The organism is Cyanobium sp. Candia 9D4, assembly GCF_024346155.1.
In the GTDB taxonomy this organism is placed as follows: domain Bacteria; phylum Cyanobacteriota; class Cyanobacteriia; order PCC-6307; family Cyanobiaceae; genus Cyanobium; species Cyanobium minutissimum.
Window position 1 is genome coordinate 615,372 of sequence record NZ_JAGQCK010000002.1, and the last position, 12,150, is coordinate 627,521.

Annotated in this window: 10 protein-coding genes; 4 read left to right on the top strand and 6 right to left on the bottom strand. The window is 67.1% G+C overall.

The annotated features are described in order from the left end of the window. Nucleotides 1-7: 7 nt before the first annotated feature. The 4 genes from nadC (at nucleotide 8) to grrM (ending at nucleotide 3,610) form a co-directional block, all read left to right on the top strand. The gene (nadC, locus tag KBZ08_RS07535; RefSeq protein ID WP_254972262.1) at nucleotides 8-886 is read left to right on the top strand and encodes a carboxylating nicotinate-nucleotide diphosphorylase; all 879 of its coding nucleotides are present in this window, start codon (nucleotides 8-10) and stop codon (nucleotides 884-886) included. Nucleotides 887-996: 110 nt separating this feature from the next. Next, a complete protein-coding gene (gene grrP, locus KBZ08_RS07540) occupies nucleotides 997-1,932 on the top strand; it encodes an extracellular substrate binding-like orphan protein GrrP (RefSeq protein WP_254972263.1) in 936 nt (311 codons plus the stop codon). Nucleotides 1,933-1,985: 53 nt separating this feature from the next. Next, complete coding sequence (gene grrA, locus KBZ08_RS07545; protein WP_254972264.1) at nucleotides 1,986-2,438, top strand: GrrA/OscA1 family cyclophane-containing rSAM-modified RiPP; 453 nt, start codon at nucleotides 1,986-1,988, stop codon at nucleotides 2,436-2,438. Then, on the top strand, nucleotides 2,435-3,610 hold the full coding sequence (gene grrM, locus KBZ08_RS07550; protein WP_254972265.1) for a cyclophane-forming radical SAM/SPASM peptide maturase GrrM/OscB: 1,176 nt from the start codon (nucleotides 2,435-2,437) through the stop codon (nucleotides 3,608-3,610). Before grrA ends, grrM begins: the two co-directional genes overlap by 4 nt. Before the next feature lie 92 nt (nucleotides 3,611-3,702). Here grrM and KBZ08_RS07555 read toward each other — a convergent pair whose 3' ends face one another. The 6 genes from KBZ08_RS07555 to KBZ08_RS07580 form a co-directional block, all read right to left on the bottom strand. Then, complete coding sequence (locus KBZ08_RS07555; RefSeq protein WP_254972266.1) at nucleotides 3,703-6,450, bottom strand: M12 family metallo-peptidase; 2,748 nt, start codon at nucleotides 6,448-6,450, stop codon at nucleotides 3,703-3,705. Nucleotides 6,451-7,032: 582 nt separating this feature from the next. Continuing rightward, nucleotides 7,033-7,887, bottom strand: a complete 855-nt coding sequence (locus KBZ08_RS07560; protein ID WP_254972267.1) for a hypothetical protein — start codon at nucleotides 7,885-7,887, stop codon at nucleotides 7,033-7,035. 251 nt (nucleotides 7,888-8,138) lie between these two features. Continuing rightward, nucleotides 8,139-8,996, bottom strand: coding sequence for a hypothetical protein (locus KBZ08_RS07565; protein ID WP_254972268.1), 858 nt, complete (start codon nucleotides 8,994-8,996; stop codon nucleotides 8,139-8,141). A gap of 140 nt (nucleotides 8,997-9,136) precedes the next feature. Continuing rightward, the gene (locus tag KBZ08_RS07570; protein ID WP_254972269.1) at nucleotides 9,137-9,982 is read right to left on the bottom strand and encodes a hypothetical protein; all 846 of its coding nucleotides are present in this window, start codon (nucleotides 9,980-9,982) and stop codon (nucleotides 9,137-9,139) included. 92 nt (nucleotides 9,983-10,074) lie between these two features. Continuing rightward, nucleotides 10,075-10,863 carry a hypothetical protein gene (locus KBZ08_RS07575; protein ID WP_254972270.1) on the bottom strand — a complete coding sequence of 263 codons (789 nt, stop codon included), beginning with the start codon at nucleotides 10,861-10,863 and terminating at the stop codon, nucleotides 10,075-10,077. A 337-nt stretch (nucleotides 10,864-11,200) separates the two neighbouring features. Next, entirely contained in the window at nucleotides 11,201-12,070 is an 870-nt protein-coding gene (locus KBZ08_RS07580) for an HpsJ family protein (RefSeq protein ID WP_254972271.1), read from the bottom strand. Between the last annotated feature and the right edge of the window lie 80 nt (nucleotides 12,071-12,150).

The window sequence follows — 12,150 nt, forward strand, 5'->3', positions numbered from 1 at the left end:
GCCGCCCGTGACGTCACCCGGTGGGGACCCGGCCCCGGTGCTCCCCTTCAACCCTGCGCTGGAGGCCCAGCTGCGTCAGTGGCTGGATGAGGACCTCGGCCGCGGCGACCTGACGGCCCCGGCCCTGGTCGGCTGCAGCGGCCGGGCCCACTGGGTCAGCCGCGCCGACGGGGTGTTCTGCGGCGGGGTGCTGGTGGGGCCGCTGCTGGCGATCCTTGACCCCCGGGCCTCGGTGCGGCTGCTGGTGGGTGACGGGGAGCCGGTGCTGGCCGGCCAGCGGCTGCTGGAGCTGGAGGGGCCGGCGGCCGCCCTGGTGGCGGCGGAGCGCACGGCCCTCAACCTGGCCATGCGCCTGTCCGGCATCGCCACCGCCACCGCCGCCCTGGTGCGGGTGCTGGCGGGCACCGGCGTGCGCCTGGCCGACACCCGCAAGACCACCCCCGGCCTGCGGGTGCTGGAGAAGTACGCCGTGCGCTGCGGCGGCGGCTGCAACCACCGCCTCGGCCTCGATGACGCCGCCATGCTCAAGGAGAACCACCTGGCCTGGGCCGGCGGCGTGGCGGCCGCGGTCGCGGCGGTGCGGGCCTCGGCCCCCTGGCCGGCCCGGTTGATCGTGGAGGCCGAAACGGCTGCCGAAGCGGAAGCGGCGGTGCGGGCCGGGGCCGATGCGGTGCTCCTGGACGACTTTTCCCCGGCGGCCCTGGCGGACCTGGTGCCCAGGCTGCGGGCCCTGGCGCCGGCGGTGGTGCTGGAGGCCTCCGGGGTGCGGCCCGAGCAGCTGGGCGCCTACGCCGCCACCGGCATCGATCTGATCTCCACCAGCGCCCCGGTCACCCGCAGCCCCTGGCTGGATCTGAGCATGCGCTTCGCGGCGACGCTGGCCTGAGCCCGGTCCTGGGCCTGCGTTTCAAGCCCGGTAGCTTCCGTGGGCAAGCCAGGGAACCGCCCCTATGGTGCAGCACGTGCACGGATCGGCGAATGGATTCTCCCGCTGCGGTGGCCCCCGGTTCCCTCCGATCCCGCCGCGGCAGGGCCCTGGCCCTGGGTTCCCTGGCCTGCCTCTGCTGCCTGGGGGTGCCGGCTCGAGCCGCCGACGCGGTGCTGCAACAGGCGTCCACCTCCGGTGAGGTGCTCATGGTGGGACCCGCCGACAGCCCGCCGCTGATCCGGATGGGGCCGAAGGGGGAGCCGGAGGGCTACGCCGTCGACCTGGCCCGCCGCATCGACCGCCAGCTGAAGGCGGAGCTCGGCGAATCGGTGCGGATCCGCTTCGCCCCCGTCGACAGCATCGGCGTCACGGTGGAGGCCGTCGCCAGCGGCAGGGCCGGCCTCGCCTGCGGGGTGCCCTTCAGCTGGGATCGGGAAAAGCTGGTGGACTTCTCCCTCCCCATCGGCCTTTCCGGCCTGCGGCTTCTCACCGGCAGCGGCGGCCTCGATGGCTCCCCCGCCTCCCTGGCCAGTCAGCCGATCGCGGTGGTGGAGGGATCCCTCGGTGCCGGTTTCCTCGGTTCTCTGGAGCCCACCGCCCGGGCGGTCCGCTTCCCCACCCTGCCCCAGGCCGTCACGGCCCTGGAGCAGAAAAAGGTGGCGGGGGTGCTGGGTGACGCCAACGTGCTGGCCGGCCTGCGGCACGAGCGGCGGCTCTCCGGCCTGGCCCTGGTGCCCGAGCAGCCCTATGTGAGCTACGGCGTCGGCTGCATCGTGCCGGAGAACAATTCCCGGCTGCTGAACGTGGTCAACCTGGCCATCGCCAGCCTCTTCCAGGGCTACCTGGAGGGGCGACCCGATGCCGTGGCCAGCGTCGCCCCCTGGTTCGGCCCCACCGGTGTGCTGGAGCTCCCCGCTGACAGGGTGCGGGCCTTCTTCGAATCGGTGCTGCTCACCCGCGAAGGCCTCCAGCTGGGGGCCTCCGCCCCGGCGCCCCGCCCCTGAAGCCCCCGCTCCGCCCCACTCTTCCGCCTCCCCTCCCTCCTGGCAGCAACCCGATGACGAACCACCCCCGTTCCGGTCTGTTCGGTTTCCTGCTGTTGCTGGCCGCCCTGGCTCCGGCCGGCGCGGGGGCCAGGGCGGTGGTCGACGGCCCCTCCAGGCCCGCCTCGGCCGCCGCGTCCCCGACTCCCATCGAGGCGGCCCCCGGCTCGATCGATGCCCGGCTGCGGCGCATCTCGGAGGCCATGGGACAGGCCACGGGCCAGCTGGCGGGGGCAGAGGGCCAGCCGGCAGGGGCGCCGGGCCGGGCCAAGGCTCCTGACGGCCGGCTTGCCTACATCTTCGTCAACGGCGGCGGGCCCCGCTTCGGCTGGGGCAACGGCGGCTTCCGTAACGGCGGCTGGGGCAATGGCGGTTTCCGCAACGGGGGCTGGGGCAACGGGGGCTTCCGCAACGGGGGCTGGGGCAACGGCGGCTTCCGTAATGGCGGCTTCCGCAACTTCTGGTGACCGCCATCGGCACGCCGCCACCGGGCAACCCGGAAGGCTTCGGGCCGCTGCAGCTGCTGGTGGTGCAGCCGACGCCCTACTGCAACCTCGACTGCGACTACTGCTACCTCCCCAACCGGGACGACCGGCAGCGGTTATCGCTGGAGCTGCTGGAGGCGGCCCTGGCGCGGGTGCTGGAGAGCCCCTATGTGGGCGGCGACTTCACCCTGCTCTGGCACGCCGGTGAACCGCTCACCGTGCCGATCGCCTTCTATGACGCCGCCGCTGATGGCGTGCGGAGGGCGTTGGAGGGCTGGACGGGGGAGCCGCTGACGATCCACCAGTCGGTGCAGACCAACGCCACGCTGATCAACGACGCCTGGTGCGACTGCTTCGAGCGCAACGGCATCGCCGTGGGCGTGAGCATGGACGGGCCCGCCTTCCTGCACGACGTCCACCGCCGCACCCGCACCGGCCTGGGCACCCATGCCGCCACGCTGCGCGGCATCGAGCACCTGCGCCGCCGCGCCATCCCCTTCCAGGTGATCGCCGTGATCACCGAGGAGTCCCTCGGCCACGCCGACGAGCTGTTTGCCTTCTTCGTGGAGAACGGCATCACCGACGTGGCCTTCAACATGGAGGAGACCGAAGGGGAGAACCGCGTCTCCACCCTCAGCCGCCCCCGGGCCGAGGTCGCCTATCGCCGGTTTCTCGAGCGCTTCTGGTCGCTGTGGCAGGAGCTGCCCGAGGTGATGCGGGTGCGGGAGTTCGAGGGCATCTGCAGCCTGGCCCAGGCCGATGCCCGGCTGGCGTGCACCGACATGAACAACCCCTTCGCCATCGTCAACGTGGATGCGCGTGGCCGGATCTCCACCTTCGATCCGGAGCTGCTGGCGGTGCAGACCGACACCTACGGCGACTTCGTGCTGGGCCATGTGCTGACCGACAGCCTGGTGTCGATCGCGGAAAGCGCCAAGTTCCGGCGCATCCTGGCGGACATGCGCGCCGGCACCGACCGCTGCCGGGACGAGTGCGCCTACTTCGGCCTCTGCGGCGGCGGCGCCGGCAGCAACAAGTACTGGGAGCACGGCACCTTCGCCTGCAGCGAAACCCAGGCCTGCCGCTATCGGATCAAGATCACCGCCGATGTGGTGCTGGCCGGCCTGGAGGAGGCGCTGGGGCTGGTGCCCTGATCCCTCAGGAGGTACCAAACAGAAGAGCCGCTGCGGTGAGGCAGCGGCTCTGGGATCTGTGGGCCGTGAAACGCCGGCGCGTGGGTGACCTCTCACAGCAGCGGTTGGGACTCGACCAGCCAGGGGGTGGTCGGTGTGGCGCCGAAGCCGGCGGCCGGGAACGGCGAAACCAGGGGATCGGTGGCCAGGGGTTGGCTGCCGCCGAGGCTGGCGAGTTCCGTCAGGGCCAGGATCGGATCGCTGGTGAGGATCGGATCCGCCGTCAGGGTGTCGTCGAAGGCCATCGGGGCGCCGAGGACGTCGTTGTCGACGGCCGGGGCGAGGCTGGTGCCGCCGCCGATGATCGGGTCGACCGTCTCTGGCTCGCCCGTTTCCAGGGCGGCGTTCTGGGCCGTGCTGGTGAGCGGAGAGCCGCTGGCATCGACGGCGAACTGCCGGAGCAGGAGCTGACCTGCGCTGCTGGAGGGAGTGGCCAGGGCGTTGGAGGAGACGAAGTTCCAGTTGCGATCCAGCGTCCAGGTGCGGATCTGACCGGTGGAGACCACCTTCCAGAGGATCTGGTTCTGGCCGGAGGCGTTGGTTTCGGCGGCCAGGATCTGGCGATCGGCGAACTGGGTGGCCGTGATCTGGGTGCCCTGGTAGCGGACGGCGGAGGTGAGACCGTTGACGCGAACCGAGACCCGGTTGTTGGTGGTGTCGCGCAGCAGCTGGACGGCGCCGTTGGGATCAAGCACCTGAAGGGTGCTGGCGGTGCCCGTGGTGATGGTCGGCGGCGGGCTGGTGGTCAGCGGGGTGCCGTTGGCATCGACCATGAACTGCTGCTGGAGCAGCAGGCCGGCGCTGCTGGTGGGTGTGGCCAGGTTGTTGTCGGAGGAGACGAAGTTCCAGTTGCCATCCAGCGTCCAGGTGCGGATCTGGCCGGTGGAGACCACCTTCCAGAGGATCTGGTTCTGGCCGGAGGCGTTGGTTTCCGCGGCCAGGATCTGGCGATCGGCGAACTGGGTGGTCGTGATCTGGCTGCCCTGGTGGCGGACGGCCGAAGTGACGCCGTTGACGCGGACGGAGACCCGGTTGTTGGTGGTGTCGCGCAGCAGTTCAACGGCGCCGTTGGGATCGATCACCTGCAGGGTGGTGCTGGTGGGAGGCGGTGTGGTTGTGGTGGGGGGTGGGATGGGTGTGGGGGTCGTGGTGCCGCCCGCGGGCGCGACGGTGCCGCTCACCATGTACTGGCCGAGGCTGCCGTAGTCGGTGTAGCCGGTGGGGGTGCTGGCCAGGGGGGTGCCGAAGCCGACGCCGTCGATGCCGAGGTAGTAGGTGCCGGCGTCAAGGTTGAGGGAGAAGCTGGCGGTGGTCAGGTCGGCCGGGTTGAAGGTCTGGACCACGGACCCGTTCGCCCGGTAGAGGGTCGCGGCGATGTCGAGGTTGGCGCCGCGCGCGGCGAGATAGCTGGTGGTGTAGGAGCCGACGCTGTTGATGAAGGCCCGCGAGGCATTGACGATGTCGAAGGTCACCAGACCGGCGCCGGTATCGAACCGGAACATGTCCACGTCGGTGTTCCGCTCGATGATCCCGAAGCTGCTGAAGGTCAGCCCGGTGAGCGCCGTCGCGGTGGTGAAGGCGTTGCCATGGTCATCGGCGTTGTACGTGAAGCCGTTGCCGTTGGTGATCGTGGCCAGGTCGTCCTGGGTGTTGTTGGCCCCGGCGTACTGACCGTTGCTCCACTGGGTGAGGTGCTCGTCGTTGCCCAGCCAGGACGCCCCCATGATGGTGCCCCAGCTGGTGGCACCGGAGCCGCCATGGCCGCCGTAGTACTCGGTGGTGGTGCCGGCACCGTCGTGCGTGAGGCCAAGGGTGTGGCCGATTTCGTGGCTGGCCGTTTCGGCGGCGGTGTATTCGCCCCGGTTGAACACCAGGGCCACGTCGTCGGTGGACCAGTTGAAGCTGTTGTAGTAGGCGGTGCCACCGCCGCCGGCATTCTTGATCGCCTGGCCCGTGAGCAGGTTGAGGTTGCTGGTGAAGGCCACCCGGATGCCCCAGCGGTCATCGCCGGTGCCGGATTTACGCAGGGCTTCGGTGCCGGATTTACGCAGGGCTTCGGTGCCGGGATCCTGGGTGGTGACGTTGACGTTGAAGGGGGAGAAGTCTTCGGCCACCCGCTGCCAGATGCGCTGGATCTCCGTGAGGATGGTGGAATCGAAGGTGCTGTAGAAGGCCTTGAGGCTCAGATTGCCGCCGTTCTCCCACGGCGTGTTGTTGATCTGGTAGCCGTCGAAGTCGAGATAGATCGTCTTCGTGGCGTTCGGGTTGCTGTGCAACCGGAACACATCGCTCACGTTCACGCCCGTGCCGAGGGTGACCAGGCTGTTGAGGACCAGGGGAGCCTGGTCAGTGGTGGTGTCCCAGGCGGCGGCCCCGTCACCGGTGGTGACGGCCAGCACGCTGCAGGCCCGGCAGCCGCAGGCGGGACCCGCCGCGGTGGCGGCGGCGGCGGAAGCTTGCCCGGGCCAGGGATCGTTCAGCACCTGGTGGCTGTTCGTGGCCACCGCCGTGGTGGCCTCGAGGGTGACACCCTTCTGGAAGAGGGCGGCCGGTGCGGCGGCTGGAGCCGAATAGCTGGCTTCGAGGTTGTCCAGGGCGTTGCCTGAGCCTCGGGGGGGAGGCGAGGCCTTGGTCGTCGCCAGAACGGCGTTGATCACGGCGGCGGGCTCTTCGGCAGTGGCCGGCGCCGCGTCGGCGAGCAGGGTGAGGTTGGTATCGGAGGAGCGTCGTGTTTGGTTGGAAAGTTCAGGGAACAGGGGGGAAAGTGATTGTTGGCCCCCTGCAGTTGCGGTGTAAGTCATGGCGGAGAGAGGGTAAAAAGACGGCGAGTTCCATCAGCACCAGGAGCCTCCAACCATGGACAGGCGGATGCTTCAGGTGATCTTCAAAGTCGTTGCGCCCAGAGGTCTGGAGGGATCGACTTTGTTTCCGGGGGCATCATCGTTCTGCAGCAGCTTTGCAGCCTTTATGCACAGGCCAAATCACGGGGAGAGTTGGCTGGCTGACGCTGAGCATTTCCTTGGAATTGCACCACCAGTCCTGTGGTTTCGGATTCAAAAATCGCTGCATGCCGGCCGCTGCGGCCTTACCCGGGAGGCCGGCCATCGGCCGCCGGGACGGTGTCGCCAGAGGGGGCTGGGGCCTCTCCGGAGGGGGTGAGAACGGCAGAATCCCAGTGCTGCCAGGGGTTCCAGCCGTCGGCACCACGGCTGCCGGCACCTTGGAGGAACCCTTCCTGAAGCCTGAGGGGCAGAGCTCTATCGCCCTAAGCGCCTTTAAGCATGACCTGCAGTTTTGTAACGGATGTGCAGACTTGGCGCTGCGCTCCGATGCGGGCCTCTTCCTGCCGGGATGGTGCCATCCGCAGCCCAGGTCGGCAAGCCTCAGGGGGGTGGGGGAACGCCGGTTTCCGAGCTGTCGTCGTCCTCGGGGACCAGGCGGGAGAAGTACTCCTCCTCTGTGGCTCCGTTGGACAGGCCCGGAAGGGCCCGACCCCGCAGGCTGATCGCCGTGTGCCACTCCACCAGCAGTGGCACCCCCTGTCCCTTGCGCTGGGCGCCCATGGCGAAGGCGATGGCCAGGGCGAACGAGGAGAGCATTACCCGCAGGCTGTCCCTGATCACGGATTCGATGGTCTTGGGAGTCGGGGCCTGGATCCTGGCGGTCACCTCCTGCCTCACCTCGTGGAGGCGAGCCAGCATCCTGCGCTTGGTTTCCGGCAGCGGCAGCCCAATGGTCTCGAAGCGGATCCCCAGGCTTGGGGTCTGAATCGCCTGGAGTCGGGCCTGAAGGTTGTCGAGGCTGGTGGCCGTCGTGATGGTCTCCTGGAGGAGATCGAAGGTGCCGTTGGCGACGGAGAGCTGGCGGGCCACGTTGGCCCTGGCCGCCACCACGCTGTTCCAGCCGGCAAAGGCCTGCAGGGGAACGATCAGCAGGAAGCCGAGGACCGCCACGATGGCGAGACGGGCCAGGGCGTCGCGCCGTTTCTGCAGGACAGGATTCTCGGGGTCGAGGTAGGCCGCAAGGTGAAGCAGCCCGAGGGCCACCAGGGGGATGGTGGCCGAGTCAAGGCAGGCGGCGATGAAGCGCAGCTGCCAGTCCGTGTCCAGCAGGCGAACGGGGAGGACGCTGGACAGCAGGGTGATGAGGTAGGTGACGAACAGGGCAATCGCCATGAAAGCGAGCCGATCGGCCAGGATCGCCGAATCGAAGGCCCTGAATTCCTTGGTGCCGGCCATCAGGACAGCCGGGCCCCGGTGCGGGAGCCAGGGTGGCCTGCCTGTTTTCCTGCGTGGATGTCTTTGGGATGGAACGCGAGCGCCACGGGATCGGAAGCATTCAGGCCGCAGAACTTTCTCGCAGTGACTTCAATCACCGTGCGGGGAAGTTGCCAGTCTGCGAACCGACCGGGCGGCCAATATGTGACTGGTTATGACCAGTCACCTGCATGCATCCTGGCCTGGATATCAATGAGTGCGGTTGATCAACGTCACAATTCAGTGCTGCTGCGGGTTGGGGAATGCCTGATCAGGTGCCGCATCTTTCGGCTCCATCCGAAGGCTGCCGCAGCCCCAAGAACGGGAAGGGGACCGGGAACCGCATCGGTGGGCCCTTCATCTGGAATGCGCCAGAACGCTGCCCCCGTGACCTTTTCGGCGCCGCTTTCCGTACGTCCATTGGGCTTTTTGACATTCTGGAAGCGCAGGGCAATCTGGGCCTTGCTCCAGCGGTCACCCGGGTCGAAGGAGTTGAAGAGATTGTAGAAGCGCTCCGCCACCTGGTCGGCGGTGGCGATGGAGGCGTCGTTGGCTTTCAGCTGGAACTGAACATTGACGGTGCTGCCTCCTCCGATGCCGGTGCTGCCGGATCCTCCATGGCAGCCATCCCTGCTGCTCATCCGCGCACAGAAGTCGAAGTTGGCGAAGGGGGCGTAGGGGGCGGTGGCCGAGCCTGTGATCGCCAGCCATTCGTCTTCGTCGACGCGCACGCCGCGGCTGCGCTGGTTGGGGGTGGTGTTGTTCACACCGCCGAAGACCCTACCGAAGCCCGAATCCAGCGGGTTGTACCTCAGCAGGGAGATCGCCTCGCTGCCTTTGTCGCGCAGCGGCTCGTTGAAGGCGAAGCCCACCAGGGTGCCGGAGGAGGGGCCCGACGCTGGCGGGGTGTTGGTGATGCCGAGGTCGAGGGTGTAGGTGTTGCCGTTGCCCGGATCCTTGCGGAAGTCGAAGCTCATCCGGGCTTTGACGCCGGTGTTGTAGAAGCTGGTGCCGGCGATGCCGCTGTCGAAGATCACGTCAAAGGCGTTTTTGGCCTGGGCGGGGGCGGCGAGCCCGACCAGTGCAGCCAACACCCCGAGGCCGAGTCCAGCGAGGCCTCCGATCAGCCTCTGGGGGGGGCTTGGCTGTGGGTCGCATGAACGCTTCCTTAATCCACATTCACCACAGCAGGAGATCTTTCACCCTGCTCACAGATTTATGCAGTCGTGGGTCAGGGGGATGGGGGAGGATCGTCCTCCGGCGGGGCGAGCTGGGCGAAATAGTCCTCTTCGATGGCTGCGGGGGTCCCGCGTCGGTTCTGGCGACTCTGTTGCCGAACGCTCCACATCGTCAGCACCTCAACCAGCAGAGGCACCTCACGGCCACGGCGCTGGGCCGCGATCGCAAAGGCCAGGGCATAGATGAGGCTGGTGGCCATCACCCGCAACGCGTTCGTCACCACGTTCTCGATGGCCTCCGGTGGCGGCGCCTTGATCCTGGCCTTCACCTGCTCCTCGAGCTCGTTGAGGCGGATCAGCATCTGGCGCTGGGTCTCCGGCAACGGCAGGCCCAGGTCCTGGAAGCGGATGCCCAGCTCCGGCGACTCCAGCGCCTGCAGCCGCGCCTTCAGATCCTCCAGGCTGGTGGCGTCATTGATCGCTTCCCGGATCAGGGCGAAGTTCCTGTTGGCGGAGGTCAGCTGGGTCGTCAGCCTGGCCCTTGCTGTGGTCACCGTGCTCCAGGAGGCATAGGCCTGCACAGGGATCAGCAGCAGAAATCCCAGGACAGCGAGGACGGCCCAGCGGGCCAGGGAGTCCCGGCGACGCTCCAGGGCGGCATTAGCCGGATCCAGGTAGGCCGCGAGATGCAACAAGCCCAGGCCCACCAAGGGGATGGCGGCGGCGCTGATCAGGGCGGAACTGACTCTCAGCTGCCAGAGGGTGTCGAGCGGCCGCAGGGGAATGGCCGTGGCGACCACCCCGCCGCCATAGATGACGAAGAGCGTGATCGAGAAGACCGAGAGGCGATCGGCGAGGACTGCACTTTCCCGACCCCTTGAAGGGGAATCAGACACCATGGGCAAGGCCTGCCTGTGGCATGGAATACCCCATCAACGGCAGAGTCAATCAAGGCCAGGTTAGGGCTTGACGCCGAGAAACAGGGAGGATCTTAGGCGGAAGGTTGGGCCTGGAAGTTGGCGGAGGTGATCCTGCGGCGCAACTTGCGGCTGAAGGCAAAGGCCGTGGCGGCGCCAAGAACGGGCAGCGGGCCGGGAACTGCGTCGCCGGGGGCCTGAGGAGGCTTCTTGGGGATGCCTCCGACCTTTTCACTCTGGCCGGACACGCCCGAGGAAGTGGTGACGTTCTGGAACCGCAGGGCCACTTGGGGAGCGTTGGGGTTGGTGGCAGGATTCCAGGAATTGAACAGGTTGAAGAAGGACTGGGTGACTTCTTCCGCCGTATCGATACTGGCCACATTGGAGGCCAGGGTGAAGCGGACTCTGGTGGACTGCCCATCAGCCAATCCACGGGCCTGACCACCCACACAATTGTTGCCGGAATCACGGGCACAGAAGGTGAATGATCCGTACGGTGAGAAGGGAGCCGGCTGAGGGTTGGTGGCGATGGTCAGAACAGTGTTGTTATTGACCGTGGCTTCAGAGCCGTTGGCCGTGGCACCAAAGACATCACCGAAGTTGGAATCCAGAGGATTGTAGGTAAGGAGCTTGATGTCGGAAGGCGTATTGTTCGTGCCGGGGACGTTGAAGGCAAAGCCCACGAGCGTCCCGCTGGGATCGCCGGGAACCCGAGTGGTATTGGCGATGCCCAGATCAAGGGTGTACTCGTTGCCGGTGTTCTTGGTGAAACTGAAGGTCATCTTCCCCTTGACCCCCGTCGACTCGGTGCTGGTGCCAGCGATGCTGCTGTCGAAATCCACGTCGAAGGACGTGAACGCCATCGCAGGAGCGGCTGCAGCGAGGAGACCAGCAAGGCAGCCGACCGTGAGGAACTGGTTGCGGCGGGCCGGGGCCAACATTGCGACAGCATGAAAGTCCGTTCACCTTACCACAGGCTTTGTCACCAAGCATCAAGGCGCTTTAGTCAATCCTTAAGTCGAAGGGCGGTTGTGGGCCCGCGCCACTGCTCCAAGGCCGGGATCCACTGCCGCCATAGGGCTGGGGGTGCCCGGCAAGAGCTGGTCCTGCTGGACTCGACAACGAGCCCATAGGCATGCCTGTTTCGCCAAATCAGCACTTGAACACGTCAGGCGCAGGACCGACCAGGTCGCACAACGGCTAGGGGCCTGGGCGAGGATCCTCCTCCTCGGGAGCCAGAGAGGCAAAGAACTCCTCTTCGCGCTTGGCAGCGGAATTCCGGAACGGCATCGCAGCGCTGGACTGGCCGCCCCTGGTCGTGCGCGCCAGCAGGGACGGCAGCTCCACCAGAAAGGGCACCGCGCTGTTCCTGCGTTGGGCAAGGGCCGCAAAGGCGATGGCCAGGGCGATGGAGGAGACCATCACGCGCAGGCTTTCCCGCAGCAGCCGATCGTTGGTGGCTGGATCCAGTCTGGAAAATCTTGCCTTGAACTGACCTTCCGCCTGATCCAGCTGGAAGAGAAGGCGCTGCTTCAGTTCCGGCAGAGGCAGGGATGGAAACTGATCGGCGTTGAGCCGGATCTGCAGGTCAGGGCGCTGCAGCGCCAGCAGCCGCTTTTGAAGATCCTCAGCGCTGCCGGCCTGCTGGATGGCCTGGCGAACCGTCTCAGCCCGCTGTGTCGCGCTGGCCTGCTGCTGATCGGCGATCGCATTCGACAGCCGGAAGGACCTCCAGACCGTGAATCCCTGCAGGGGAACGATCAGTAGGAAACCCAGGCAGGCCAGGACGGCAAGCCGGGCAAGGCCATCGCGCCGTCTCTGAAGTTTGTCGTCCTGAGGGCTGAGGTAGGCGGCGAGGTGGAGCAGGGCCAATCCGAGCAGCGGAATCGGAGCCGCTTCGATCAAAAGCTTGATCGTGGTGAGCTGCCAGAGGGGATCCAGCAGCCTGGGGGGCACACTGAAAGCCAGAACGGAGATCAGATAGACCACAAAAAGGGTGTAGGCGACCACAGCCAGTCGGTCGGACAGGATGAAGCTGCTGAGACTTCTGTTCTGGGGGATCTCACTCATGGGGATGGCTGGGCTCTCGGACGGGCAAGGCGAAGTGAGGATCGGCACCAAGAAAAAAGCCTGCTCGAAATGAACAGGCT